Consider the following 26,023-nt stretch of genomic DNA (forward strand, 5'->3'; position numbering starts at 1 on the left):
GCTCCCTCGATGAAAACACGACAAAACACAGCTCATAGTTTTTTTAGAAGCTATTCCCAAATTGTTATTTCGAGTTCAAGCAAGGTTGGGGTGTTTCTTTTCGCCTCAACATGTCTTCATCCTCAAATGATGTTGGGCGGCGCAATTGCCGTTGTCGTGGCCATCTTATGTTCACGCTTGCTATCGCTAAGCGAGGAGCAACGAAATCTTGGCCTCCATAGCTACAATGCATTGCTGGTCGGCTTGGGTGCTGTGGCTTGGTTTGGATCCACGAACAACGTTCTATGGATTGTTTTATTAGCAGCAATCGCAAGCGTCTTTGTTACCGCAGCATGCCGCGCATTTTTGGGATCGTATTTTGCGCTACCGACCCTAACCTGGCCATTTTTGATGGTGTTTTATATCTTTCTGGCAGCCTGGAACTCGCTCGATACGCAGCCAGTGTTCGAGCAAATGTCGCTAGTCCCTGCGAATCTGCAAGGCTTACCGCACTTATTACATACTTTTCTCACCGCCTTGTCAGGCATCTTTTTCTTTTCCCACCCTCTTGTCGGAATTCTTATCTTTATTGGATTGTTAGTGTACAGCCGCATTGCTGCCGTCACCGCTCTGCTGATTTGCGCTGCTACCTTTGCATTATTTCAATTTGTATTCTTTATCAGTTCAACTGCACTCGAAAGTGTCATCTTATTAAACGTACTCCTTGTCACCGTATCGGTATCAGGCGTGTGGTTTGTGCCCGGTCTATTTTCCCTTCTGGCTGCCGTTTTAGCAGCTGGGTTTACCATCGGGCTAAGTTTAGGGCTAAACGCGCTTCTTTCAGGATTCCGTTTACCTTTGCTAATTCTTCCTTTTAATCTTGTTTCATTTTTGATCTTGTATGCGATGCGTGAGCGACTTAGTGATCGGAATCCTAAATCAGTTGATTTTTTCGTTGGCACCCCCGAACAAAACCTTCGCTACTATCGAACCCGATTGGCTCGATTTGGATCGCACTACCAAATCCGCTTTCATGCCCCTTTTATGGGAACGTGGTATTGCACGCAGGGCGTAGAAGGTGCCTTTACACACAAGGGTCCGTGGAAAGACGCCTTGGATTTTCAAGTCAGTGGTGCCGATGGGCAGATGCATCGTGGGCAAGGTAACAGTCTAGAAGATCACCTTTGCTATCGTTTGCCAGTATGCGCTGCAGCCGACGGAACAGTTATCCGTGTGGTCGACTCCGTTGCAGACAACCCTATCGGTGAGGTTAACCTGCGCAACAACTGGGGCAACCTCGTTCTTATCTACCATGCTCCGCGCTTATATTCACTTGTCTGCCATCTTTCGCCAGGAAGTGTACGGGTAAAGGAAGGGCAAGTGGTTCGCCAGGGAGATATCCTCGCCCTATGCGGAAACTCAGGACGCTCGCCTGTTCCTCATTTGCATTTTCAACTTCAAGCAAGCCACCAAATTGGTGCAGCTACCCTCCCTATCGAACTTCACGAAATCATCACCGTGGAGCAGGGCTTAGCCCATCTTCATGCGACCTTCGTTCCCCAAAAAGGAACACAGCTAAGAAACATTCAAAGCAGTTCCGAGCTCTCTTTTCCACCGTCTTTCCTTGAAGCCTATGTTTCTGAATTCACCTCAACGAACGGCGTCGAAACAGTTGTTTCAGAATTTGATATGCTCAATCATCGAATTTTAATGTCGCGAAAAAAGAACAGCAACCTCTATTTCGACAAAGAAGAAGGAATGCTCACCATCTACGATGTGATAGGCAAGGACTCATCCGTGCTTCATGCATTGCACTACGCAATGCCGCGTTGGCCTAACGACACTACTCAAGAACTCATCTGGGATGACTTCGTTCCAGTCTCCATAGTGTTTCCAAAAGGGCTACGCTGGGCAAGCGACCTTTTGTCTATTCTCTCATCAACCGCCGCGCTTAGCATGCATTATCGCCTTTAAACGCGAAGGTTTTAAACACGACTATCGAAGGAAGCAGTGCACGCACAACGCTCAAAGGCCAAGCACTGCTAACCACAAAGCTTTCGTACAACGTCAAGGACGTTTTTTTTCAAATAGAGCTACACACTCCGAAGCAATCAACCACACACAAACTTACTAAGAGTGACCTGCAGTGGGACGAAACAGGCAGCGAGGATCCATAAACAGCATTTTGACGTACCGCAAATCACTCAAACAGCGAGGCAACCATGGAACAAATAAAGATGACTACGCAAATTATAAAAAACAACAACTTTTGCTCTTTTCTTTTGTATCGTCGCCAGCACAAGCTACGCAGACTCGCTGCAACAACGCAATTACAAAAACTCCTACGCCGCTGAAACGCGACATGACTACAAGCTGGCTCTCAAAGCGTTACTTGCCAACCAGAGCACAGAAAAGAACTCTTATTTTTTCAATCTACGCAGAGCTTGGCTCCTATATTTAGACGGAGAATACTCAAAAGCTATTTCGGCATATCAAACAGCCGCGCGTCTATCTCCCAAAGCCATTGAGCCCTATCTCGGTCTTTTGCTACCTCAACTGGCGATGCGCAAATGGCTTGATGCTGAAAAAACAGCAAGTCGTATTCTGCAACGAGACCCTCATCATCCGATTGCGAGAGCTCGTAGGGCATTGGCTCTGTATAATCTAGGACGCTTTGCTGACGCACAAAAAGTATACAACAGTGTTGTCGTCGACTATCCGTCCGATGTCGAAATGATGAGCGGTATTGGCTGGTGCCAGCTGAAACAAGGCAAAGCGCAAGAAGCAATCCAAACTTTTGAAAAAGCGTTGCTCATTTCTCCCGAACACTCGTCTGCGTTACAAGGCCTAGCTACTTTAAACGCTACTCAATAGCTTGTGTGCTTTCAAAAACTGGAAAAACATTAAAAAACTTGGCCAGTTTGCATAAGCTCGGATGATTGATAATTGGATAAGCATCCCGAAATTTCATCCAGTCCAGCGTGCTGACCATGGCAATTTCTTTTAAACCAAAGGATGAGCTTTGCTCAAAAGCTCCCTTAATGCATTGCTGCTCAAGCCAGCTCATCGCAGCAACCACGCGCTCTTCCTGTTTTTTTAAGTACGGCAAGGTGCAAACCGTTGAATCATCTTTTCGAAAATAAAAAACATTGATCGCGGAATCAAGCGCTCCGTCTATCACGGTAAGTTGATTGATCGCATCAATGCTCGACTTGAGTTTTTGATCCAAAGCATGGCTCCCAGCGCTATCCTGCAAATAGTCGATGATCGCATGGGAGTCGAACACGAGCTGCTCGCCATCAAGCAAAACAGGTACCTTCCAGATGGGTGTAAGCTCGCGAAGCTTTTTCTGTCCTTCAGCGGTAGCTGTGCTCTGAAGTTCGAGCGGAATATCGAGCATCGAGGCCACAATGCGCACCCGCCGCACATAGGGGGAAGTTGTTGTCCCGAATAAAATCATAGGGCGCTTTTAGCAGCTAAAAATCCCCACCAAAAGCCCTTTTCGGGTCTCTACCTTTTTATATGGGCAAATCCGCAAAAATGCGGTAGTTGAGGTCCCTGCTAAGCAGAATAGCACGCACAATACGAAGCACCAGATTTGCCACATGCTGGCATATCGCGAGCGCCCCCGCAGCGGAGAGGTAAGCCGTGAGATGACAGTATGTGGCAAATCTGGGTTTCGGAAGACCTCAACGAAACAGGTATGCTTCGGTGTGGTCTGGGCGGGGCGGAGGCCCCGTAAAAAATAGATTTGGAGGAGTGGCCGAGTGGTCGAAGGCAGCGGTTTTGAAAACCGCCGTACTGGCAACGGTACCGGGGGTTCGAATCCCTCCTCCTCCGCCAACAACGAAAGAGGTAACATGACAAACGCAACCAACACGATTCTTGAAAACTACAACAGCGAAAGCCCCGGCGTTTTAGCAAACCTGCGCCGCATCATGAACCACGGCACGCTCGCTGGGACGGGTAAAATGGTTATTTTACCGGTCGATCAAGGCTTTGAGCACGGTCCTGCCCGCAGCTTCGCACCGAATCCTGAAGGCTATGATCCAGAATACCATCCAAAGCTTGCTGTTGAGTCCGGCTGCAACGCCTATGCCGCGCCTCTTGGTTTTTTGGAAGTGATTGCACCGAAGTTTGCAGGTGAGATTCCTCTTATTTTAAAAGTTAACAACAGTGACTCCTTGGGAGGACCTGAACAACCTCATTCTGCCGTCACCTCGGGCATCGACGACGCTCTTCGCCTTGGCTGCTCAGCCATCGGTTACACGATTTATCCAGGATCAAGCAACCGCAATAAAATCTACCAGCAGCTTCGTCAACTGATTCACGATGCTCGCCTTGTTGGCTTACCCACTATCGTGTGGGCTTATCCTCGCGGTGGCGATCTTAGCACAGCAGGGGAGACCGCTCTCGATGTTGTGGCTTATTCAGCGCACATCGCTTGCGAGCTTGGCGCGCACATCGTTAAGGTCAAGCTTCCAACCGAACATATCGAACAAAAAGCGGCCAAAGCTGCCTATGAAAAGATCGAAAAGGAAAGCTTAGCCCAACGCGTAAACCACGTCGTTAAATCCTGCTTCAACGGCAAACGCATGGTGATCTTCTCGGGTGGCGCTGCCAAAGGCACCGACGACGTACTTGCTGAGATCAAAGCCATCCGTGATGGTGGCGGAAACGGCAGCATCATGGGCCGTAATGCCTTCCAGCGCTCTCCCAAGGACGGATTAAAGCTCCTAAAAGACGCTATCGACATCATGAAGAAGTAAAAAAGAAAGTCCAATTGACAGCCAGCCCATAGCTGACTAAAAAACGCCTTCCCCCAGCCTGTTCTGGGAAACGGAACCGGAGGACACACTTAGGGTAGAAAAAAATTTAGTGCGAAGCACCAAAGCCACTCAGCGCGTTCAGCTGCTGAGCGCCCCCACAGCGACGAGTGAGAAATACTTAAAGGTCTTTCGCAGCGAGGAGCGAGGAGGTAAGCCAGTAGATGAATGTGCTGAGTGGTTTTGGGTCGTTGGGAGGGGTGGCCGAGTGGCTGAAGGCAGTCGCTTGCTAAGCGACCGTACGCTCAAAAGGTGTACCGCGGGTTCAAATCCCGCCCCCTCCGCCAAGAAAACGTGATATAAAGCGCTAAGCATTCAAGAGGTTTGACACAAACAAATACGAATAAGAAGTTTACTGCGAAGCACCAGTTTTCATAGATGCTGACAGCTCGTGAGCGCCCCCACAGCGACGACTGAGGAATATCGAAAGATATTTCGCAGGGAGGAGCGAGGAGGTAAGCCGCGAGATGGCTGTAGCTAGGGAAACTGGCCTCAATGGAGCCATAGCTCAGCTGGATAGAGCGTCGGTCTACGGAACCGAAGGTCGGAGGTTCGAATCCTCCTGGCTCCGCCAAACACTTCACGCCATAGTATTTTTGATCTGCAAAGTACAAAAGCTCGAGCGCGGCGCTCCACCGGAGCCCCGCTCATTTATCTCTCTTTTGCGGTTCGAATCCTCCTGGCTCCGCCAAACACTTCACGCCATAGTATTTTTGATCTGCAAAGTACAAAAGCTCGAGCGCGGCGCTCCACCGGAGCCCCGCTCCTTTATGTCCCTAACTACTGACAGTCGCTTGGTGTTCCACCGCCGCCATTTAGATTGTCAAACTGGGCAATGCCGGGATCGATGACCGATTGGTAAGTACCTGCACCCATTTCAATACGAATATCGGTGATCCCATTCAGAAAAGCTTCGCTAGTATCGACCGATCCAAGTTCTGTCCATAATGCGGCGTCTGGTGATGTCTCTGTATATACGGTTCCAGCGCTTTCACGTATGCGCCAAAAACGATGAGTGGAACCCGAATACGATGTAGAAGAAACTACTTCTTGCAAACTTCCATTGATCTTACGAAATCTTAGTTGGCTGCCAGCTTGTACCAAAGATACACCTATGTTGCCCGCAGAGGTGAGGTTAAAATACGTTTGCGCCGAGGTTGTAGTGCCTCCCATTCGAATCACTTCGACGTACGCCGATGAGTTGCTTAGTGGATAGCCCGTAGATGATATATAGCCTGCATAGGTTAAACTCGCAGCACTGGCTTGCAATTGTATTTCAAGCATACCATCGGTCTCAGCTATCATATCGGTGGTAGCTTCGTACACCGACCAAAAAGGATCGGCTGCGTTGTCTTCAAAATCGTCGATGACATCCACCACGAACTCTCGTGCGCAACCCGGAGGCGACGAGACGTCGGTCTGCTGATTTGCATCATCGGTTGCATCGCTCAGCGGCGCATCCGTTGCGGCATCGGAGGTCAGTTTATTGGCATCAAAAGCTTGACATCCAAAAGGAAGAGTCGCGCAATAAACGCCCACGAAGATTGAGCCGAGCTTTATCATATTGAATTAACGTATAATATAGAAATAGAGAGTTGGCGAAACAATAGGATTTAGAAGGCCCAAACGAGTTTTTCGCGAGAAGCACTGACTTTGGTGTCATACAACATTTTCGCCTTTGTCCTTGGGCCTTTTTTCTACAGATGTGCTATCCGCCGCGCATAACGAGTTGACAGAGTTTGGAAATCTGTAAGGCTTAAGAATACATTTTTACGTTAACAATGTCTCATCTTAGCTCAAATCTGTGGATGGTAAGGTTAGTGACCCTCGGCTTACTTGGTTGCTGGAGTTGCAACAGCGGGTCTACTAGCAACGACACCGACGGTGCAGTAAGCGATTCTGGCTTAACTCAAAACGACGGCGCACTTGGCGCAGACGCCAGCAACACGAATGATAGCGGACCTTATGTACCCTTTGTACCCGGCGGACCAAGTGAAGGTTGTGGTAGTACTGTAAGCCAAACGGGTAGTCCGGTAGAGCAAACAATTCAAATCGCAGGGCAGCCTACCCGCAGCTACACCATTGCCGTACCGAGCAACTACAACAATGCCCAACCCTATCCTTTGTTTCTTGGTTTCGGAGGCTTCAGTGGCGCGCAAGGTGATTTCGTTTATCAAGGCAGCGGTGTTGATGCTACACAAGCGATTTTTGTCACCCTTCAAGCACTAAGCTCGGGCGATTACGACGGAGCAAGCTATACCGGTGCGTTGTGGCGAGCCAATGATGTATCGGATCCGAGCAAATATGTGCCTCTGGAAGTTGAAAGCGACAACCTTGCTTTTTTCGATGCCTTGGTTGAGCACTTGCTAAGCAACTATTGCGTTGATACGGACCGCATTTTCGCTTCCGGTTTTAGTGCAGGGGGTGGCTTTACGAGCTTGCTCGGCTGTGTACGCGGCGATGTACTGCGTGCCATGGCACCCATTGCTCCTTTTTTGCCAGAAAATTATACGAGCAACTGCCAAGGTGTTGTAGCGGCCTACATCGGTGTGGGTGCAAACGACTCGACCAATTCCGGCTTGAGCAAGCCCATTTCACAAGCTGCCAGTGACTTAAAAGAAGAGCTGCGTGTAGCTAACAGTTGCAGCACCAACAGTACCGCTGCAGCTACCAATTGTGTGCAGTATAACGATTGCACTACCGGCTTGGATGTCATGTGGTGTGAAGTTCCAAACCAACAGCACACATCCCCTGATGTGGCCAGTACCCTGTACGGTAAATCCACGTTTGATTTTTTCATGAACCTCAATCCGGAATCGTCGTAGAAGAGGCATCGGCTTCGCGTTTGGATCCAATTTCCCGAAGCATACTCGAGACCTTACTGGCGTATTTAGACGAAGCCTGAAGACTCCGCCCGGAGAACGTTTCTTGATCTCACCGACAGGGTACTTTCCATCCAAATTTTATCTTGATCTGCTTTGAACGAACATCCTTGTTGTTTCCGACGTGGGGTCTAAGAACCTGGTAGGACATGTGGGAGAAAAACAGAACGCCTTGTTTCTTCTTACTTTTTTGTTTGATTACAACCGGCACAAGTTTTGCAGTAATTGCATGTCATGAAGAACTTACTGGCTTTCTATGTGTTTTTTCTCACACTTGGCATCGGATGCACATCCGCCATTGGACCTGAACTCAGTGCTCAACAAGGAGCGCAAACATCAACAGATTGCCCTATCAGTCGATGGAAAACCAACAGTAACTTCACCAACGTAATTGAAGAGAAACTCACAAACTTTTTCCAAGCAACCGAAGCTAATTTATCCGATTTTATTCTTCTCGAAGAATCACTTTACAACGCGCTTAGCGAATTGGATTTGGAACTGTTCCCGCATTCGGAAATTGGGCCAGCTCTGGAAATCTACGGAGCTAGCTTTGAAATCGCCCAGACAACGATTCCTGGCATGGAGATCCGAATTGGGACCTCGCAATGGGTGTTGATCAAACTTGATGTCCTTATCGGAGACAATGGCACAGCGTCTGTATGGGAGAGTCATTTTGTCGATACCATTGATGGCAATGAAGTACATAGCTGCGAAGAACTCCAAGCTGTCAACGGGGCACCCACTGGAGCAGCCTCGTTTTGCGATGGCACATCACTCGAAGAAGCCATTATCGCAGAGCTAGATGACAGAGGGAAAAGCAACGACTACTGCTTGAGTCTGACCGTTGACCATCCTACTTTTTGCTTTCCTGTGCTTATCAATGACACTTTGACCGGCATCGGCAACCCAAATATTGAAGTTCAAAACACCGATGCCGTAGTAACTCTTCCGGCTGTCTTCTCTGTGCAATACTACTGCCTTGATGAAAACACCACCCCTACCTTTACTTGCACTGAAGGCAATAATTTCACTAGCGAAAACGAAGCCTCTACATCCGAGGGTTGCATGTCGATCGCAAAAAGCGTGACTTACCAGGTTGATGATTGTGGCCAATGGAACGACTCAGGAACCGCGGTGGTTTGTGTGACAGGTATTCCCGGTAGCCACAAGGTCACGGTCACGGCCGATAATGAGGATTGATAGTATCCCGTGAGTGCTCTAAGGTCCTGGTTTTCAGAGAAGCATGACTGAATTCCAAGCGTACGAGTACGACATCAATTTTATGAGCGAAGCTTTGGCGGAAGCTCGCAAGGCTTATGACAAGAATGAAGTACCGGTGGGTTGCGTGATCGTGCATCAGGGGCAAATTGTTGGTCGCGGCCACAATCTTCGTGAGAGCAGTCAAGATCCCAGAGCACACGCCGAAATGATGGCAATCAAAGAAGCAGCACGAGCACTTGGAAGTTGGCGGCTAGTTGATACCACGCTCTATGTCACCCTTGAGCCTTGCCCGATGTGTGCTGGAGCACTGGTCAACAGCCGCATCTCACGGCTCGTGTATGGATGCCGCGATCCCAAGGCCGGAGCGATCCATTCGCTTTACCAACTCGGAGATGACCAACGCCTAAATCATCGCTTTTCAAGCGTCGAGGGGGTGCTTGGCAGCGAGGCCGGCGCCCTGCTATCCGAGTTTTTTCAAGCCATTCGTCAAAACCGCCTAGGGAGCCCAAGGCCCACTTGATCGCTCGTAAATTGCAGATCCTTTTCAAATGTGCCAAGGCGCGGTACAAGCCTCCCGGTTTTGGAGAGCTGGCCGAGTTGGTCGAAGGCGCTTGATTCGAAATCAAGTGTACCCGCAAGGGTACCGGGGGTTCGAATCCCTCGCTCTCCGCAATCTTTTCTTAAAAACACAGGAATACGAAACAAGACAAAAAATAACTTAGAATAATTCAGGAGGGGTGACCGAGTGGTTGAAGGTGCACGATTGGAAATCGTGTGTGCCTTTACGGGTACCGCGGGTTCGAATCCCGCCCTCTCCGCTGGCCCTGCCAACAGTGACGCGTGAACCCCGCCAGGCCCGGAAGGGAGCAACGGTAGCGCGACCCACTGTGTGGCGGGGCCTTTTTTTTGTTTCGACTTTAACTGTTTGTACCGCTGCGTAGCAGCGCTCCAAAGAGGGGAGACACGCGTCTCCCCTCCCGAGCGCACTTCGTGCGTCGGCTCCCTCCCCTGCGGGCTCGCGTTGCTCGCGGGGTGATTGGCTAGGTGGTTTTGGGACGGTGGGTTAGTTTTGCTATGGAGGTTAGGCCTTTGCTTTGTTTGGCCCAGTTTTCGAATTCAGTCATATCGGCATCTAGGCTTTGACGTGGTGAAAAATTCAAGCATTCGGCCGCACGACTTACATCAAAAAGGGTTGAACGGCCTCGCAGGATTACATCGCTTCGCCACAAACCGGCTAGACCAAGCTTTTCTCGCAGGAATGCTTCGGCATAGTTCAATGCATACGAAGATCCGGTTTTTATCGAAGCACCAAAAGCCTCGGCTATGCCGCCGAAAAACTCAGCTGCTGTAGCAAGACATAGATCGCTTAGAAGATAGACGTTCCCACCCGCACCCTGCGCCTGAATGCTTTTGTCGACAGCCTGGAGCAGGCTATCAATATGAAGCGTCGCAAAATAATTTTTTCCCGATCCCGGAAGGCAAATCGCTCCTTTTTCTTGGATTTCAGCGCAAAGCCACGGTAAACGACTTGTATCGTCTGGCCCCCACACCCAAGCGGGACTCAATACGATAACCTCCATACTTCGGTCACTACTCGCGCATGCAACTTCTTCAGCTAAAAGTTTCGATTGCACGTAGGCGCTCAAAAGAGGTCGATTGCTTCGCTTTTGTTCGTTCCAATTGACGCGATCACGATTGGTCAATGTTGCATCTGCACACGAAATGAATATCAGCTTACGCACGCCAACATGTCTTGCTGCGTTGATGACGTTTTCCGTTCCGGCTACGTTGAGCCACGACAGCGCGTGGGCCGATGCATGAGCATCGCTCAGCCCTGCTGCATGCACCAATACATCACAGCCCCTGGCCGCCGCCGCAATGCTTTGCGGGTCCCCAACATCACCCAAAAAGATTTGTCGCTCTGCCAACTCCTGCAGACCTTTGTGCTTCGGTCTTAGCAAAACCCGCAGATCTGCGCCTTGCTTGCTAAGCGATGCCACAATCTTTCGACCCAAAAAGCCAGTTGCTCCTGTAACAAGTATCCTCATGCAAAGAATGGTATAGTCAGAATAATGCGTGGCGTACAGCTGATAGCTTTGTTTTCTCTGTGTAGCTATTTGTGTTTCTGTTCGGATTCGGCAGACTGCGTGGATAGCGATCTCGATGGATACGGCACACATTGCTCTGCTGGAGAGGATTGCGATGAACACAACGCGCTTCGCACGAACAATTGCGATGTTGTAGCTGCTCCAAATTGCACAGAAGATCCCTATCAAACTGGATGCAGTTGCCTTACAGGAACGACAGTGGATTGCTACGCCGCAGAGCCCAGCAGCATGGGTATAGGACCCTGCCTTTCAGGACGAGCGCGCTGCATCGATGGTTATCTTGGCCTTTGTTTGGGTGCAATACTGCCAGAAGTTGAAGTCTGCAACGACATTGACGATGACTGCGACGGGCTCGTCGATGAAAACGTAATCAGCCCATGCGGAGGATGCAACAGCAGTTGCACTGGCGCAGTATGGGGCGGTGTCGGGATGGAGTTTGAGGCGAACGATACCCTTCAGTTGACTTCCGAAGGCTGGCTCACTCTCAAACAAGAAATTTTGGAATCCGATGCGCTTTGGATAGGCAATACCAACGAAAATACCGTTTCCCATATTGATCTCATCTCCAACACGGAGACTGCCCGCTATCCAAGTGCCGGAAACGAACCCACCCGCATCGCAGTCGATTATGTGGGCGATGCATGGGTAGCAAACCGCGCTATGCAAGGTCAGTCAACCTTAACTAAATACGCAGGAGTGATCGATCGATGCATCGACAAAAGCAACGATGGCCTTCAAAGCTCATCTGGCCCCAACAATGTCCTTGCAGAAGCAGCCGAAGACTGTTTGCTTTTCTCAGTCCCGATAGGAACGGCGGAAACGCCAGCGGTGGCGCGCGCGATGGCTATCGATGGCAGCTATGGAAACATGGGACAAAAACATGGTGACCCCTGGATTGGCTTGCATGCTCTTGAACAAGTTGAGCAACGGGACGGCGAGACCGGGGCCCTTCTTCAAAGCCTTAGTATACCTGGTTTCGCTCCCTACGCCGCTCAGTTTGATCGCTGGGGCTACCTTTGGCTCATCAGTCAAGATGGTTTGCTTGCACGCGTTAACCGCAGGCTCACGCCTCCAGAAGTCACCGTCTACGAAGTGCCCTTCGCCTGTTATCTTCTCTACGGTTTAGGCATCGATAAAAACGATCATATTGTTGTCAGCGGATTTCACTGCAATACCGTGATGCGCTTTGATCCGGAAAGCGAAAACTGGGAACTCAGCAGTAGTCCAACAGTCACGAGAGGCCTTGCCGCGACAGACTCAAGACTTTGGGTAGCCCATACCGACGGCCGAGTAAGCACTTATCTTCTGTCTGATTTAAGTCACGAACAGACCATCGATCTTTGGACTGCTGGACACGAACCCTATGAATCGATAGGCCTTGCATCCGATCCTCTGCGCGACACGATTTGGGTCATTAGCTCTTCAGACAATTTTGGAGAAACAGGCATCGCAACTCGAATTGATGCAACAAGCCTTCAAGTATTGGCTCATCTACCAGTGGGACTGGGTCCCCACAATCAAGGCGATCTCATCGGGAGCAAGCGAAGCAATGTCTTTGTGCCCGAGGGACAAAGCTCAGCTGTCTTTGAAGGCTGCCAAGATGCCCAAAGCACCGAATGGTTGCGTATCCACCTTGAAGCCGATGCGGGCTCATCTGGCCAGATAGCGCTAAGTGTCAGGCACGCCGATTCTGTGGAAAATCTCAGTAATTCAACCTTTGAGCCCGTGGGATCTTTTCCTTCCGATTCCTTTCCAGTCGCGTTAGACTTGCCCCAAGGTGGTGTCATCGAAGTCATGGTGCGATTAGGCGTTACAGATCGTGATGGCGCACCGCGGCTGAAACAGGTGGGTGTCGAGTGGAGTTGTCCAGTAGGCAGTGTATTTTAACCATGTTAACTCGATCTGCTTTAATTTTTTGCCTGATATGCGGTGTGCTCGATTTAGCCCGACCCTTTGCGGGGGCTCAAGGCATGAATCAGCAAGAACGAGAAGATCTCGCAAAAGAGCATTTCTACATCGGAACCGGTCTTTACAACGGACACCGCTTTGCCGAAGCGGCAGAGCACTTCGATAAATCTTACCGTCTTTCGCCAAAATCATCGATGCTCTACAACTTGTTCTTGGCGGCGCGCAAAGCCGACCGAAAACAACAAGCAGCTGCAGCACTAAAGCGGTTTTTAAAAGAAGGCAAAGATATCCAAAACCGACAAAGCCTCGAGACTGAACTAGCAGACCTTGAACAAGAAATAAGCCAGAGTGAATCCGCACACCAACCCGTTTTGCAATCTTCTTCAACTCAAGCTGAGCCTTCACAATTCATCGCCACTGAAACCGACACCACGCCTTATATCATCGGCGGCGTAAGCATCGCTTTATTGCTCACAGGAGCCGTCGCTACAGGTATAGCCTTAAGCCAAAAAGCAGACGCAGACAGCTATTGCAGCGACGGTTTGTGTCAAAGCGCTTATCAGGGCGCAATAGACCGCTACGAAAGCAATCTTGCACTCGGACTTGGGTTTTTGATCACAAGTGTCGTCGGACTCGGTATCGCCACGCTGCTCGCACTATCATCAGACGATGAGCCAGAACTATCAACAAAGCAAAATCAGCAACAAGCAAATTGTTCCGGAGTAAGCTGCTTGCGTCGCTTACATTTTAATTTCTAGATTTTTTTTGAGCTAATTGATAAGTCGTGAAGCAATTTAGGCGATTGACGAGGGCGACGATCGCTGCCAATCCCGATTGGCTCATAAGGCAAGCTTTCTAAGCAGCTTGTTTGCTTTTATTCTTTGCATCGTCTGCTCGTGAAGCATTTTGTACCTTTTCTAAGCCGTCGTACACCGCTTTACGGATGGCACCATCTTCGAGCAAGCTTACACGCGCTTTTTCACGCCCCTGTCCCAAACTTTGCTCGCTAAATGAATAATACGCTCCGTTTCGCGTTACGACTCCAGCGCTAAGTGCAAGATCCAAAAGATCACCAATGGCATCGATACCAAAGCCGTAGCGAATATCGAATTCAGCCAATTGGAAAGGCGGCGCGATTTTATTTTTAACGACTTTTACTTTTGTGCGATTTCCCAGAATCTCTTCCCCAGCTTTAACGGGTCCGATGCGCCGGACATCCAGACGCACGGATGCATAAAATTTTAAGGCATTGCCACCCGTCGTTGTTTCAGGCGAACCAAAGGTCACACCAATTTTACTGCGAAGTTGATTGATGAATAAGATCGTAGTCTGTGTGCGGTGCGCTATGCCTGTGAGCTTCCGTAGCGCCTGGCTCATTAGCCGGGCCTGCAAACCTACATGATGATCACCCATTTCGCCCTCTACCTCCGCCCGCGGCACCAACGCTGCCACCGAATCGACGATGATCAAATCGACCGCTGCACTGCGCACCAGTGTTTCGACAATATCCAGCGCTTGCTCACCATGGTCCGGTTGACTCACGAGCAAGTGATCTAAGGAGACGCCAAGACGTTTGGCATACTGAACGTCAAGCGCATGCTCGGCGTCAATGAAGGCCGCTGCTCCGGATTGCTTTTGCACCTGGGCGATGGCGTGTAGTGCCAGGGTGGTTTTACCGCTCGATTCCGGTCCGTAGATTTCCATCACCCGACCCTTGGGATAGCCTCGCCCACCGAGCGCTCGATCAAGCGATAATGCCCCACTTGATATGCTGGGGATCGCTTCCTGGCTATGTTCACCCAATGCCATAATAGCACCTTTGCCAAACTGCTTTTCAATGCTCGCCATGGCTTGTTGCAAGGCTTTCATTTTTTCCTTCATACTCATTGATACGCTCCTCAGTTGAGTTTCATTGCATCCCCAATACTGCTGGGTTTTTCAAGTCCGCTTGCAGCATGCACACGGGCTAAGAATCGGTATTGAAGTGCTTCAGCAACATGCTCGCTTTGCACATATTCGCTGCATTCAAGATCGGCGATAGTGCGCGCTACACGCTTGACTTTGTGCCACGCGCGCGCCGAAAGCGCATAATGGTCGGTAGCTTGGTCGAGTAAATCTTGCGCGTCTTTTTGAAGGAACAGTTTAGCTCCGTGGCTGTTTTTTCGCTCGACCGAAAACTGATGAGCACATAGTACCCGATCTTGGATCTGTGCGCTCCGCTCAGCTTTCATGCTCTGTCGCAAGTGACGAACCGGAACCGCAGGTACATGCAAGTGCAGATCAAAACGATCAAGCAATGGCCCAGATAGCTTTGATTGATAGCGTTCGATCCGATCCACCGAACAGCTGCATAGATGCTTTTCATCACCCGCGTAGCCGCAAGGACAAGGATTCATCGCAGCCACAATCAAAGGTCTTGCGGGCATGCGTAAGCGTTGATTAACCCTTACCACCTGCACCCAGCCTTCTTCCATGCTGATGCGAAGGGCTTCGATAGCGTTGCGCTTGAACTCTGGAAACTCGTCTAAAAAAAGCACACCTTCGTGCGCCAAGGTAACCTCACCAGGACGCACCGGATTTCCCCCGCCAATCAATGCCGCATCGCTGATCGTATGATGGGGCGCGCGAAAGGGTCGGCTTTTCCCGTCGACAAAATCAACATGCTCACGATCCTGTACACCAGCAATCGTTGCTATCGTTAGCGATTCCTGTGGACTTGGTGGAGGCAGCAGCCCGGGCAGCCGCCGAGCAAGCATTGTTTTTCCGGCTCCCGGGGGGCCACTCATGAGCAAATTGTGCCGCCCAGCGGCAGCTATTTCCAAAGCACGTTTGGCAACAAACTGCCCTCGAATATCGCAAAGATCGGGTTGTTTTTGCGCAACCCCGAGAGTTTTTGTTTTAGGTTGAGCCGCCACACTACGCGCAGTTGGCAAGTCATCATTGTTCGCCAAAAAAGCCACCACCTCGTGCAAGCTTTTCGCACAGTAGATGTCGATACCTTCCAGAAGTGATGCAGCGGGCGCATTATCGTAGGCGACCAGAGCTTTTTTAAGACCCAGCTTTTTAGCAACGCTCAATTGAGCTAACAAACCCGGAATGGGTCGCAGCTCTCCTGCTAAGGAAAGTTCTGCAGCAAAGAAAGTTTCTTCGAGTTGATTTAGCGGACAGTTACCTGAACAGGCAAGCACACCAATAGCAATGGCTAAATCAAAGGCGGAGCCGCTCTTCTTCAGATCTGCTGGCGATAAATTGAGCAAAACGCGTCGTTTTGGAAATTCATAACCGCAAAACTCAATCGCTGAACTCACGCGGACGCGAGCCTCTCGCACTGCCGCTTCAGGTAACCCCACAATATCAAAGCGAGGCAGTCCTTTCGTTAAACGAAGCTCGACTCGCACAGGGAATGCTTCAACGCCGAGAAGCGCTCCGGCATGACATACGACTTGCATGCCAATGGCTAGTAGCAATTCGGATGCCTAGTATCGTATCAAATCAATCCATGCTCTTTGCGTGCTCGATCGGTGAAAACAACGCCCCTCCGCCGACGGCCGCCACCAAGCGATAGCAAGTTGATCATCGAAGTCGAGCACAAAAAAAGCCGGTTTCAACTATCTGAAACCGGCTTTTCTCTCTGAGAATCAGACTCTACAAGTAGATGTGGAAACCAAGCATGCCTGCAACAGCAGCAGACGATACAATGTTTACACCATAGGAACCTGTCGAAAAGCCCACTTCGGTATCGCCCACGTCAGGCTTCGTGATACCAAGCGATGCGCCAATGCCGCCGCTGAGACTTAGGTTTGGAAAACCAAGGGCTGTGAGGAAAAACTCGCCACCAAGCGTTGCATTGAGGTTCATGTTGAAACTGGCATCCTCGTTGGTACCGCCGTTGTCATCGAGGCCAGCGCCTACGCCACCACGCACGAAAACAATAATGTTTTCAAGGTGCGTCAAGGCGTACAGAACACCCACTTCAAGGTTGGCATTCCATGCCGTCTCTGGATGAGAGGAATTCTTCGACTGGACGCCCAAGCCGATGCCGAGATCGTAACCCCATTTATCCGAAGCCCAACGACGAATACCCACTGGAGCACTCGTTGTGAAATAACCCACACCAAGCCGACCAACGACCGAGTCGTCGCCCATTTCTTCATCATCTTCGAGCTCAACGGCACTTGTCTCAACCATACCCTGGGTTTCAGCCTCAGCAGAGCTGTCTGCCACAGGCTCTTCTGCAACGGCCTGTTCGGTAGCCGCTGCTTCTTCATTTGTAGCAACGGGAGCCTTTGCTTCCACTTTGGCCTCGGGCTTTGTTGCCGCTTTTGCTTCTGCTTTGGCCTCAGGTTTTGCTGTAGTTTTTGCTTCTGCTTTAACCGCTGCTTTGGCTTCAACCTTTGGAGCAGCTTTTGTCTCAACAGTTTTACTTGCGCCATCTTGGGCTTGTGCACTCAGTGCAAACAACGTCACCATACCGGCAACCAAGTACTTGTTTAGATAATTCATTCTCGAGCCTCCTTACACTGCTTATCTAGAAGGCCGGACTCTAACGAAAAACTTTCTATTTTGCTACCTTGAGCACGTTCTAATACAATTGATCGAAATATCGCGCAGGACAGAGCGACTGAAGCAAGGCGCGACGACGAGTCGTAGTGGTGCTACGGCGAGGAGGAGCAACGCAGCATCAGTCGCTCTGGACAAGCGAGAATCGAATCAATTGTATTGGAAAATGCTCTCAGCGGCCCGATTGATTTGATCGAGCCAGGGCGCTGCAGCAGGCCTCATTCCATGCTGGATGGATTTTCAGGGGCCTGCCCTTTATAGCACCGTAACCGCTAATTTTTAGTTGCAAGTAGGATTCACGCAGAAGCCTGAATCGGTATCACAAACATAGGCGGAGGAGATCTTACTAGCGCAGTCTGCATTAGTCGTGCAGCTAAACTGACACGTTCCGCTGTTTGTCTCACACGCCAAACCTTCCGCCGTACATGGACCATCATTCGCACAAGGTGTGCCCAACCCACCTTCGACGGCTTCATCGACGTTTTGAACGGGTTGCGTGCACTCAAGCCTGATGCGCACGTTAGCTGGCGGCGTACTTGTGAATGCAACTCGTTGGCCATCATCACCACACGACAGCAAGCGCTTGGACTCGGTGCCATCTTTTTCTTTGGTGGTGAAATCATCGTAGAACCAACCTTCGCCCTCTGGAAAGCCCGTGGCGCTTGATTGCGTGACAAGCTGCTCGATCACACACACCTCGTTGCCTTCAGCGCTGACTTCACGCAAGGTTCGACCAGGGTACGATTCACAGGTCTCGCCAAGAGGCAAGGTTTCAACGACGTCACAATTAACCAGGCCTTCCGTGTTGCGATTAAGTTCACGTGGCAAACAAGTGCTTCCGCTAATCGCATCACCAATCTTGTTGAGAATCTGGGTCAGTGCACCACTAAAGTCCGTCACAAAGTTGCCGGGTGTTACCTCCACCGGACAGATGGACTGAACAACACTGTTGCCGCCCGTAAGGTCATTAAGACCCTTGGCCACTTCAACAATCCTGCGAGCAGGGAACGCAAACTGATCCGCCGGATCAACCCCTGAGCATGTTCCTTCGGTCCATTGACCACAGGCAGGCCTAAGCGCATCACGGACGTCACCGTTGATGCATACCCCGGAACTGTTAGCAGTCAGCATTTCGGTCTCAGTCAACGGATGGGTTGGCTCGGCATTATCGCCTAATACAGCATCAAAATTGATGTCACCGTTTGAGGTATTATTGTCCACGAGGTCCTGAGGTACGCCCGTAATAGCCGCGAACACCAACAGTTGTTCCCGATCTTCACGCAACTTCAAGAGACCTTCGATATAGCGCTGCGTTGGATAGAGGACTTCAGCGCCACTGATGGCTGGATTGCTAGCACAGCGAAATGCGGGAATACGGTTGAGTGGAGAGTTCCACTCGCTGTTCTGAGAAACTGCCGTAAACACGTCAGGGTTCGAGGTCGAGCAATCATCTTCGTCGGTGATCATAATAATCGCCAAGAGCGAATCGTCCCGAACAAAGCCAGCGTTGGCGCCCGGAGCAACTCCTAGCGTCTCATCACCGTTGCTGCCGTGGCCTTCACCGTTCTGAAAGGTCACCGGATCAGTCGCTGCAGGATCGGAAAGCGCCTTGAGCACAGACTCAAGCTGCTGCTCCACACCGCAACCGCCGACACCTAGCTTGGCCACGCAGGTAAAATCGGAGGCAAGAACAGAAGAGCTGGGATTGCAATTGCCGTTGTCGTCACACGAATAGGTCAAAAAACTGGGATAGGACTCAGCACACGCTGGATTGCTGGTGTCCCCAGCCGTTTGGAGCAGGCCATCGTCACCAATCGTTTGATCGTATCCAGCATCACGCGAATCGTTGCCGCAAGTGCCGACCGCGTTAATATCAGCGGATCCCACACCCATATCACTTGAAACCACGCCAATGTGCATATCCGTCACAGGCGAAAAGGTTTTAGTTTCGGTACCGTTTTCGGTTTCGATCTCAAGCTCGCCTGTGGTCAGTACGTTAACCATCGTTGCAAATTCTTGAGCCAAGGCACCCTGCTCCTCGGTCATGGAATTGGAGTTATCGATCATGAACAAGATATCGATTTTGTCGGCTGGGTTTTGCTGAACCTCAGCCACAACACCAGAGACCACGCAGGGAGTAAGCGGTCTAAGATCGCGGTTTGGACAACCCCAAAGAAGCATCAGAGCCATTAAGGATGGGTAAAGATAAAAGCTAGCGGTATTTTTCATATCAATCCTCATTTTGACTCAGCTACAGATTATTACAAGTTGGATTCACGCACACCCTTCGTTCGGTATCGCAAACAAAGGATGTATTGGGGCAGTGTGCGTCGTTTTCACAGTAATACTGACATGTCTGCCCAGTGGGCTCGCAACGTAAGAAAGGTTTGTCTCCGTCCGGGAGACTATCGGGCCAAGTGGCGCAGAGTTCAAGTTCTCCGGCACTACACGGGCCGCCCAAGGTTCCGGTATCGCCCGCGACAACTTGTTTTGTGGGCTGAAAACACTCGAGATGAATGTCTGCAGCAGGTGGAGCCTCTGAGCCCTCCTTAAAGCGAATGCGCTGGCCGCCTTCGCCACAGCTATCAATCACTTCAGCGCTGCAATCATCGTAGAACCAGCCGGCGCCTTCGGGCACTGCGCATCCGCCGCCCTCAGTCAATGTCGAGAGCTGCGCTACCCGATAGACATTTCGGCCCTCTTCGCTGCGAACAAATTCGCGTCCACGACCTTCCAACTGCTCGGGGGTGTACTCAGTAATTGTATCAACGCTACCTTCGGCGGCCAAGGTTTCAACCACGGCACAATTCACCCGACCATCCGCACTCTTCGACAGATCGCGAGGCAAACACACATTGCCTAAACGATCGCTAATACGCCCGATAATCGCATCAAGAGCATCCGTAAAATCTTCTTCGCATATCGATTGAAGTACGCTGGTTTGCTCACCTGTAGCTTCATCGAGATCGCGAGCTAGGCGCGTGATGCGTCTGGCGGGAATGGGAGGCTCAAGAGATGCTGCATCCAGGCCATCAGGACGAGCTGGATTGCAAGCTGGCTCAAGCTTGCGGTCTATCGGCAACACCTGCCCTGAAAGGTCATCTTTGACGGTATGTTGCATGCGTGGATCGTTTAGTATCGCTTCGTAATCAAATACCAAGCGACCACCTGAGTCACGTGAACTCACGAGGTCCGAAGGTACGCCTGTAATCGCGGCAAATACCAACAGGTCCGGCCTATCGGATCTTAACTTTAGTAAACCATCAACATAACGTGACACCGGATAAAGGATGCCCGTGTTTGTCCCCTCAAAACCACCAGCGGTGTAGACCGCGTCATCGGCGCCCCAACCAATCTTCGGATCATCAGAGCAGCGAAACTGAGTATTGAACTTCCATTCGTCGTTCTCAGGGGTCAGATAAGCGTCCTGACTCGCGCTAGCAAAAATAGCCGTATCGCGGGCAGAGCAATCGTCTTCATCACTCAGCAAAACAATCGCAAGCACTGTGTTGCTACGTAAAAAGCCAGTGTTCGCGCCATCGCCGCCGTGTCCGGCGCCGCTCAGAAAAGCAACAGGCTCCTCGGTGGCTGGATCCGATAGGCCCTTGAGAAGCGATTCAAGAGCTTGCTCATTGTTGCAGCCACCAATGCCAACTTGGACCAGACACGACACCTCATCGGAAAGTTGAGCTTGCGTAGGCGTGCACACGCCCGTGTCTTGATCGCAGCCAAAAGTAAGGAAACTCGGATAGCTTGTGTCGCACGAGGCCGGGTCTGTGGGATCTGGAACGGTTTGGAGCAATCCATCATCGCCCAACTCCGTGCACTCGCCTCCGCCGCCCATATCGGTAGACAGCACTCCAACGTGAAGATCTTCAACGGGCGAAAAACTCTGCAGATCTTGGTCATCGTCCGGGTCGAGATCGCCCGTGCTGAGCACATCCACCATGCGCTTTATTTTGTTTGCAAGCTCTTGCTGCTCATCACGCATCGAACGCGAATTGTCGATCACAAAAAGCAGATCAACTTTGTTGGTCGGGTTTTGTTGAATATTGACCGTCGTGCCGAGCATCGTGCAGGGCGTAATTGGCTTGAGCTCGCGATCGACACAAGCCATTTGAGCAAAAGTTGCCGTCGCAACCAGCGCTATAAAAGGGGCATTTTTGCGAAAGTCCCTAAAAACACTATGCCGATACCACATGGTCGTGACGGTATAATAACCTAGTTACCCTCCGATACCATAAAAAATTCGATACTTTAGTGCAGATCGGTTGTGGTTACGAAAAAAGCTATTCAAGAGAAAAAAGAGTTTTTGCTACGAAATACGCATTCAAACTCCTATTCCAAGCAAAACTCAGTCTTTTTTGCAATTTTCTGCCTGAAGCGCCGGATCAATTCTAAGATGGATCTTATGCGGCGTGTGCTCATTGTGGATGACGAGGAAAACCTCCGACTTGTGCTTCGTACCTTGCTTAGCAAAGAAGGCTACGACGTGCAGACGGCAGCGAGTGCCGAAGAAGCATTGCAACAAGTGGAAACCTTTGGACCCGACTTTGTCCTGGCCGATGTACGTATGCCCGGCATGAGCGGGATTGAGCTCTGCACCGAACTGAATACACGAGGGTGCACTGCCACGGTCATTGTGATGAGCGCCTACGGCTCGGTTGATCTGGCAATCGAAGCTATGAAAGCCGGCGCCTATGATTATGTGGCCAAGCCCTTCAAACAAGACGAGGTCCTCATCGCGCTTCATAAAGCCGAAGAGCGCGAAGCCTTAAGACGCGAGAACCGAGCGCTCAAGCAAAGCCTGCGTGATAAACACACCTTTGCAGAATTGCTTGGCAAAAGTGAAGCTATGGAGCAGGTGTTTCGCACCATCAACAAGGTTGCCGAATACAAAACCACCGTGCTCATCACAGGCGAGAGCGGGACGGGAAAGGAGCTTGTTGCCCGAGCGCTGCATCAAGGAAGTTCACGCAAAGACAAACCCTTTGTTGGGGTAAACTGCGGAGCCATTCCAGAGGCGCTATTGGAGAGTGAGCTCTTTGGCCACAAGAAAGGCGCATTTACCGATGCATCCTCGGATAAACGGGGTTTGTTCGAGGAAGCCAATGGGGGAACTCTTTTTCTCGATGAAATCGGAGAACTTCCTCTCGCTCTGCAAGTCAAACTCTTACGCGCCTTGCAAGAGCATACCATTCGCCGACTTGGTGATACGGCCGATCGCCGAGTTGATGTACGCTTGATAGCAGCGACCATGCGCGATTTACGCGAAGAAATCGCTGAAAAACGCTTTCGTGAGGACCTTTTCTATCGCCTTAACGTCCTTCAGATCAAAGTGCCGCCACTTCGCGATCGAAAAGAAGACATTTTCCTTTTGTGTGAACATTTCATCGAAAAGAACAACAAGCGCCTTGGCACACAGGTTCGCGGATTGAGCGCAGAGGCTGGAAAATTGCTGATCAATCACATCTGGGCTGGCAATGTGCGCGAGCTTGAAAATGTTATCGAACGCGCGTGCGTACTCACAGAAGATGACGTGATTAAAGAGCAAGACTTACCCGAGCGTCTAAAGGAGCATACCAACACCATGAGCATGGCGCTTTCTTCAGAAGAGCTATCGATTAAAAAGACGGTAAGGCACATCGAAGAAACGTTAATTCGCCGCGCTTTGGAAAAAACACAGGGAAATCGCACAGCGGCCTCCAAGATACTTGAAATCAGCCATCGCGCGTTGCTTTACAAAATAAAAGAATTTGGGATTAGCTGATCCAAACGAGATGCTTTAGAGCCGTCAGTTTTACGTTTCGATCTCAATCTCAAGTAAAACCGTGCCCCGCTCTACACTTTGTCCTTCGGCCACACCCATAGCTACGATGCGACCTTTTTCTGGTGATCGTACTTCGTTTTCCATCTTCATCGCTTCAATCACTACCAGTGCCTGATCTTTTTCAACCACACTGTCCTTGCTTGCATTCAGCTTTAAAATGCGGCCTGGCATGGGCGAGACTAAGGACATCTTGCCCATTTGCTGCGCTGTGATTCCCGAAGTCAATCCTTGCTCTTCAATGGCCCTGGCATGAAAACTAAATTGTCGTCCCCTGCGGTGGATCTGCTCCTCATCAAAGACGAGGTCGTAGACCTCTGAATCCCTTAGGAAGCTCAAACCTCCCGGAAATTCCGCTACCTCGGTCGTGAAAGCGTTGCCGTCCACTTCAAAAGTAACGCCTTGTTTCGTGGTTTTTATGGAAACTTCATGCTCCGCCCCGTTAATAAGTACGCGATATTTCACAGGGGCCCCATTCATGGCTATATTGATACCATACCTTTTGTTAGGATTGCGCATGCATCGTACGACGAAACACCAAACACTTGCCCTTAGACTAAGCTTACTGCTTTTGCTTGCTTTGCCCTTAGCCGCTTGCGGTGGAAGTAATATTCCCAACACCACCGTCGATGACAACTCCAAAAACCGAGAAGTATTGGAATTTGTCGAACTGTACCGCAAGGCCATCGAAGCACGTGATATCGCCAAGCTCCTTTCCCTCGCTTCACCGAGCTACCTCGATGACAATGGCACGCCACACGGAGCGGACGACATCGACTACGAAAAGCTTCAAGAAAAACTAAAATCTTGGAAGCAAAGCATTATCGATGTTCGATACGAAATCCGCTACCGCAACATTCAACATCGGGGTGATCGTGTGTATGTTGACTACACCTACACCGGGAATTTTCGCCTAAAAAAGCCAGACGGTGAAAGTAGCTGGTCAAGAAGACTTGCCGATAACCGATTAATTTTGGATCGAAGCGGTGACACCTTTACCATTGTCTCTGGGATGTAGAAAAAAGGGTGTGATACACTCGATGCGAGACTATCCCCACGAAAGCGATCATGAAGTTTCTCTGTAACCACTGCAAAGCGAAATATCAGATAAGCGACGATAGAGTTGCAGGGCGCACGTTGCGCATGAAATGTCGCAAATGCGGACACGACATCATTATTCGTGGTGCGTTTGCTCCATCCAGCCACCCTGCTCCCGCAAAAGACAATGCAAAAACGGCAGTGCCCACGCCAATCACCAAGAGTGCATCGGGTTCTTTGCTCGGAAAAAGCTTTGAGAAAAGTGTGACTTCCTCTTCTGCTCTTGCCCCAGAGGATTTGCCTTTAAGCGAGCAATGGCATGCGGCATTGGATAACAAGCCACAAGGCCCGTTCAGTGTCGATCAAATCAAAGCATTTTTTGACCAAGGCAAACTCACCGCCGAATCACTTGTCTGGCGCGACGGCTTTAGCGACTGGACAGCTCTTTCCAAAGTCCCCGAGCTTCGGAGTTGGAGCGCCGAAAGACTTTCGTCATGGCCTCCCATTGCCTCAAGCAGCTCCATAGCCCAATCCAAATCCCGCGCGGGCTCATCCTCAGCTAAGCTTCCTGGTGGCTCAAGCGCACCACGCTCAACCTTCGAAGTAGCTGCTCAAGCCGAGCGCAGTGAGTCGCAGAATGAAGATCTCGCCAACATTGGCTTTGACTCCACCGTGATTGACGACTCCGGCTTGAGCCTTAACCTCAATATTGGAGAGCCCACTTCGGATCCCGAAGTCGCTCCGCCCTTGGGTATCGCAATTCCATCCGAAGCTGTGGGTGAGCCTACCGCCACAGCAAAAATCGGGCATCAGGAAAACATTGACACGGAGACGAACCGCCCGTCGATCACGGAGCTTGCCAAAGAGTTCGCAAGCAAAAGCGCTGCTTCAATTCGACCAGGCATTGAGGCTGTAAGCAAAGGCGTGCACGCGCTTCGCACTGGCGACAAAATGGGAGGCAAAGGCTTGCCCCTGGCGGCTTTGGCCGTACTTGTCGCCTCGGCAGCCTTTGGTGTCACGCTGGCTCTGGTCGTAGCAAGCCATTGGCTCAATGGAAACGATGGCAAAGCTCAAGCCGCTGAACAAACTGAAGCCAATCTTCCGAGCAAGCCCAGCATAAAACTTGCGGAGGTTGAACCGGTGGATCTTGCGGAGCCTGAAGTCGAAGTTGCTCCCGCTGAAGAAGAGTCCACGGAGAAAAAAAGCGATAAGAAGAAAAATCGCAGCTCAAGCTCATCCTCTGGTTCCAGCAAAGCAAAAAGCAGTTCCACGGACAGCAAACTTAACAGCAAAGATCAGCAACTCTTGGACAAGTATTCGCAATCAGAAGGCAGCGGCCCGACTGGTATAAAAACCTCATCATCAACAAAAACTACGGCAAAGCCCCTTAGCAGTGTTCAGGTGCGTGCCGTGGTTTCAAAGAACCGCTCGTCACTCCAACGCTGCTATGAACTTGCCGCGCGCTCCTCGGGCAACAACAACACCGTTCGGATTGATGTTCGCCTTACAGTCAGTCCGACGGGCTCGGTGAGCAAGGCAACCGTAAACGGCCCTACCGTTGGTAACCTTAAAAATTGCATTATGAGTTCTGTACGGCGTTGGCGCTTTCCAATTTCAAGCGAGAGCACCGAAGTGCCGTTTCCTTTGGTATTCCAGCCAGGAGCTTAGTCTAAC

The 26,023-nt window shown here is 50.6% G+C and carries 20 protein-coding genes, 5 tRNA genes, 1 other RNA gene and 1 pseudogene; 18 read left to right on the top strand and 9 right to left on the bottom strand.

All coding sequences use genetic code 11. The features are described 5' to 3' along the window. Positions 1–9: 9 nt before the first annotated feature. The 3 genes and pseudogenes from IPJ88_18210 (at position 10) to IPJ88_18220 (ending at position 2,853) form a co-directional block, all read left to right on the top strand. Positions 10–1,953 carry an urea transporter gene (locus IPJ88_18210; protein ID QQR90057.1) on the top strand — a complete coding sequence of 648 codons (1,944 nt, stop codon included), beginning with the start codon at positions 10–12 and terminating at the stop codon, positions 1,951–1,953. Between the two features lie 312 nt (positions 1,954–2,265). Continuing rightward, positions 2,266–2,502, top strand: a pseudogene (locus IPJ88_18215) (hypothetical protein). Positions 2,503–2,541: 39 nt separating this feature from the next. Next, complete coding sequence (locus IPJ88_18220; protein QQR90058.1) at positions 2,542–2,853, top strand: tetratricopeptide repeat protein; 312 nt, start codon at positions 2,542–2,544, stop codon at positions 2,851–2,853. Here IPJ88_18220 and IPJ88_18225 read toward each other — a convergent pair. Continuing rightward, entirely contained in the window at positions 2,843–3,439 is a 597-nt protein-coding gene (locus IPJ88_18225) for a glutathione S-transferase (GenBank protein QQR90059.1), read from the bottom strand. The genes IPJ88_18220 and IPJ88_18225 overlap by 11 nt on opposite strands. Before the next feature lie 293 nt (positions 3,440–3,732). On the opposite strand from IPJ88_18225, the gene IPJ88_18230 reads away from it, so the two are divergent. The 4 genes from IPJ88_18230 (at position 3,733) to IPJ88_18245 (ending at position 5,379) form a co-directional block, all read left to right on the top strand. After that, positions 3,733–3,822, top strand: a tRNA-Ser gene (locus IPJ88_18230). A 17-nt stretch (positions 3,823–3,839) separates the two neighbouring features. Then, the gene (locus tag IPJ88_18235) at positions 3,840–4,748 is read left to right on the top strand and encodes a class I fructose-bisphosphate aldolase (protein QQR90060.1); all 909 of its coding nucleotides are present in this window, start codon (positions 3,840–3,842) and stop codon (positions 4,746–4,748) included. Positions 4,749–4,999: 251 nt separating this feature from the next. Beyond that, a tRNA-Ser gene (locus IPJ88_18240) sits at positions 5,000–5,092 on the top strand. 210 nt (positions 5,093–5,302) lie between these two features. Continuing rightward, a tRNA-Arg gene (locus tag IPJ88_18245) sits at positions 5,303–5,379 on the top strand. Between the two features lie 206 nt (positions 5,380–5,585). Here the strand turns inward: IPJ88_18245 and IPJ88_18250 are convergent. Further along, positions 5,586–6,368, bottom strand: coding sequence for a hypothetical protein (locus IPJ88_18250; protein ID QQR90061.1), 783 nt, complete (start codon positions 6,366–6,368; stop codon positions 5,586–5,588). A 218-nt stretch (positions 6,369–6,586) separates the two neighbouring features. Here IPJ88_18250 and IPJ88_18255 point away from each other — a divergent pair, with 218 nt between their 5' ends. The 6 genes from IPJ88_18255 (at position 6,587) to ffs (ending at position 9,814) form a co-directional block, all read left to right on the top strand. After that, positions 6,587–7,630, top strand: a complete 1,044-nt coding sequence (locus tag IPJ88_18255) for a hypothetical protein (GenBank protein QQR90062.1) — start codon at positions 6,587–6,589, stop codon at positions 7,628–7,630. 291 nt (positions 7,631–7,921) lie between these two features. Next, on the top strand, positions 7,922–8,887 hold the full coding sequence (locus IPJ88_18260; protein QQR90063.1) for a hypothetical protein: 966 nt from the start codon (positions 7,922–7,924) through the stop codon (positions 8,885–8,887). Between the two features lie 43 nt (positions 8,888–8,930). Further along, positions 8,931–9,428 (top strand): nucleoside deaminase, encoded by a 498-nt coding sequence (locus IPJ88_18265; protein QQR90064.1) that lies wholly within the window; start codon positions 8,931–8,933, stop codon positions 9,426–9,428. A 62-nt stretch (positions 9,429–9,490) separates the two neighbouring features. Further along, a tRNA-Ser gene (locus tag IPJ88_18270) sits at positions 9,491–9,578 on the top strand. 61 nt (positions 9,579–9,639) lie between these two features. Continuing rightward, positions 9,640–9,726: transfer RNA gene (locus tag IPJ88_18275), tRNA-Ser, on the top strand. Then, an RNA gene (gene ffs, locus IPJ88_18280) (signal recognition particle sRNA small type) lies at positions 9,726–9,814 on the top strand. Before IPJ88_18275 ends, ffs begins: the two co-directional genes overlap by 1 nt. 134 nt (positions 9,815–9,948) lie before the next feature. Here ffs and IPJ88_18285 read toward each other — a convergent pair. Continuing rightward, the gene (locus tag IPJ88_18285; GenBank protein ID QQR90065.1) at positions 9,949–10,956 is read right to left on the bottom strand and encodes an NAD-dependent epimerase/dehydratase family protein; all 1,008 of its coding nucleotides are present in this window, start codon (positions 10,954–10,956) and stop codon (positions 9,949–9,951) included. A 24-nt stretch (positions 10,957–10,980) separates the two neighbouring features. Here IPJ88_18285 and IPJ88_18290 point away from each other — a divergent pair, with 24 nt between their 5' ends. Both IPJ88_18290 and IPJ88_18295 read left to right on the top strand, forming a co-directional pair. After that, entirely contained in the window at positions 10,981–12,903 is a 1,923-nt protein-coding gene (locus tag IPJ88_18290) for a hypothetical protein (protein ID QQR90066.1), read from the top strand. A gap of 2 nt (positions 12,904–12,905) precedes the next feature. Beyond that, positions 12,906–13,682: a hypothetical protein gene (locus IPJ88_18295; protein ID QQR90067.1), complete on the top strand. Its 777-nt coding sequence runs from the start codon at positions 12,906–12,908 to the stop codon at positions 13,680–13,682. Positions 13,683–13,779: 97 nt separating this feature from the next. Here the strand turns inward: IPJ88_18295 and recA are convergent, their stop codons facing one another. The 5 genes from recA to IPJ88_18320 form a co-directional block, all read right to left on the bottom strand. Beyond that, the gene (recA, locus tag IPJ88_18300) at positions 13,780–14,805 is read right to left on the bottom strand and encodes a recombinase RecA (protein QQR90068.1); all 1,026 of its coding nucleotides are present in this window, start codon (positions 14,803–14,805) and stop codon (positions 13,780–13,782) included. Positions 14,806–14,822: 17 nt separating this feature from the next. Then, positions 14,823–16,373, bottom strand: coding sequence for a YifB family Mg chelatase-like AAA ATPase (locus IPJ88_18305; protein QQR90069.1), 1,551 nt, complete (start codon positions 16,371–16,373; stop codon positions 14,823–14,825). A 196-nt stretch (positions 16,374–16,569) separates the two neighbouring features. Then, on the bottom strand, positions 16,570–17,427 hold the full coding sequence (locus IPJ88_18310; GenBank protein QQR90070.1) for a hypothetical protein: 858 nt from the start codon (positions 17,425–17,427) through the stop codon (positions 16,570–16,572). Between the two features lie 336 nt (positions 17,428–17,763). After that, the gene (locus tag IPJ88_18315) at positions 17,764–19,713 is read right to left on the bottom strand and encodes a hypothetical protein (GenBank protein QQR90071.1); all 1,950 of its coding nucleotides are present in this window, start codon (positions 19,711–19,713) and stop codon (positions 17,764–17,766) included. Between the two features lie 22 nt (positions 19,714–19,735). Continuing rightward, on the bottom strand, positions 19,736–21,685 hold the full coding sequence (locus IPJ88_18320) for a hypothetical protein (protein QQR90072.1): 1,950 nt from the start codon (positions 21,683–21,685) through the stop codon (positions 19,736–19,738). Between the two features lie 210 nt (positions 21,686–21,895). Here IPJ88_18320 and IPJ88_18325 point away from each other — a divergent pair, with 210 nt between their 5' ends. After that, on the top strand, positions 21,896–23,254 hold the full coding sequence (locus IPJ88_18325) for a sigma-54-dependent Fis family transcriptional regulator (GenBank protein QQR90073.1): 1,359 nt from the start codon (positions 21,896–21,898) through the stop codon (positions 23,252–23,254). A 30-nt stretch (positions 23,255–23,284) separates the two neighbouring features. Here IPJ88_18325 and IPJ88_18330 read toward each other — a convergent pair whose 3' ends face one another. After that, positions 23,285–23,791 (bottom strand): hypothetical protein, encoded by a 507-nt coding sequence (locus tag IPJ88_18330; protein QQR90074.1) that lies wholly within the window; start codon positions 23,789–23,791, stop codon positions 23,285–23,287. A 37-nt stretch (positions 23,792–23,828) separates the two neighbouring features. Between IPJ88_18330 and IPJ88_18335 the strand changes: the two genes are divergently transcribed. Continuing rightward, on the top strand, positions 23,829–24,329 hold the full coding sequence (locus tag IPJ88_18335; protein ID QQR90075.1) for a nuclear transport factor 2 family protein: 501 nt from the start codon (positions 23,829–23,831) through the stop codon (positions 24,327–24,329). Positions 24,330–24,379: 50 nt separating this feature from the next. Continuing rightward, a complete protein-coding gene (locus IPJ88_18340) occupies positions 24,380–26,017 on the top strand; it encodes a zinc-ribbon domain-containing protein (GenBank protein ID QQR90076.1) in 1,638 nt (545 codons plus the stop codon). The last annotated feature ends 6 nt before the right edge of the window (positions 26,018–26,023 follow it).

The sequence above is a fragment of the Myxococcales bacterium genome (genome assembly GCA_016699535.1).
Taxonomy (GTDB): Bacteria; Myxococcota_A; Polyangia; order Polyangiales.

What these genes read in the sequence shown, in the direction of transcription:
- IPJ88_18210 (QQR90057.1), top strand. Translation starts at nt 10, where the DNA reads ATGAAAACACGACAAAACACAGCTCATAGTTTTTTTAGAAGCTATTCC.
- IPJ88_18220 (QQR90058.1), top strand. Translation starts at nt 2,542, where the DNA reads ATGCGCAAATGGCTTGATGCTGAAAAAACAGCAAGTCGTATTCTGCAA.
- IPJ88_18225 (QQR90059.1), bottom strand. Translation starts at nt 3,439, where the DNA reads ATGATTTTATTCGGGACAACAACTTCCCCCTATGTGCGGCGGGTGCGC.
- IPJ88_18235 (QQR90060.1), top strand. Translation starts at nt 3,840, where the DNA reads ATGACAAACGCAACCAACACGATTCTTGAAAACTACAACAGCGAAAGC.
- IPJ88_18250 (QQR90061.1), bottom strand. Translation starts at nt 6,368, where the DNA reads ATGATAAAGCTCGGCTCAATCTTCGTGGGCGTTTATTGCGCGACTCTT.
- IPJ88_18255 (QQR90062.1), top strand. Translation starts at nt 6,587, where the DNA reads ATGTCTCATCTTAGCTCAAATCTGTGGATGGTAAGGTTAGTGACCCTC.
- IPJ88_18260 (QQR90063.1), top strand. Translation starts at nt 7,922, where the DNA reads ATGAAGAACTTACTGGCTTTCTATGTGTTTTTTCTCACACTTGGCATC.
- IPJ88_18265 (QQR90064.1), top strand. Translation starts at nt 8,931, where the DNA reads ATGACTGAATTCCAAGCGTACGAGTACGACATCAATTTTATGAGCGAA.
- IPJ88_18285 (QQR90065.1), bottom strand. Translation starts at nt 10,956, where the DNA reads ATGAGGATACTTGTTACAGGAGCAACTGGCTTTTTGGGTCGAAAGATT.
- IPJ88_18290 (QQR90066.1), top strand. Translation starts at nt 10,981, where the DNA reads ATGCGTGGCGTACAGCTGATAGCTTTGTTTTCTCTGTGTAGCTATTTG.
- IPJ88_18295 (QQR90067.1), top strand. Translation starts at nt 12,906, where the DNA reads ATGTTAACTCGATCTGCTTTAATTTTTTGCCTGATATGCGGTGTGCTC.
- recA (QQR90068.1), bottom strand. Translation starts at nt 14,805, where the DNA reads ATGAAGGAAAAAATGAAAGCCTTGCAACAAGCCATGGCGAGCATTGAA.
- IPJ88_18305 (QQR90069.1), bottom strand. Translation starts at nt 16,373, where the DNA reads ATGCAAGTCGTATGTCATGCCGGAGCGCTTCTCGGCGTTGAAGCATTC.
- IPJ88_18310 (QQR90070.1), bottom strand. Translation starts at nt 17,427, where the DNA reads ATGAATTATCTAAACAAGTACTTGGTTGCCGGTATGGTGACGTTGTTT.
- IPJ88_18315 (QQR90071.1), bottom strand. Translation starts at nt 19,713, where the DNA reads ATGAAAAATACCGCTAGCTTTTATCTTTACCCATCCTTAATGGCTCTG.
- IPJ88_18320 (QQR90072.1), bottom strand. Translation starts at nt 21,685, where the DNA reads ATGTGGTATCGGCATAGTGTTTTTAGGGACTTTCGCAAAAATGCCCCT.
- IPJ88_18325 (QQR90073.1), top strand. Translation starts at nt 21,896, where the DNA reads ATGCGGCGTGTGCTCATTGTGGATGACGAGGAAAACCTCCGACTTGTG.
- IPJ88_18330 (QQR90074.1), bottom strand. Translation starts at nt 23,791, where the DNA reads ATGAATGGGGCCCCTGTGAAATATCGCGTACTTATTAACGGGGCGGAG.
- IPJ88_18335 (QQR90075.1), top strand. Translation starts at nt 23,829, where the DNA reads ATGCATCGTACGACGAAACACCAAACACTTGCCCTTAGACTAAGCTTA.
- IPJ88_18340 (QQR90076.1), top strand. Translation starts at nt 24,380, where the DNA reads ATGAAGTTTCTCTGTAACCACTGCAAAGCGAAATATCAGATAAGCGAC.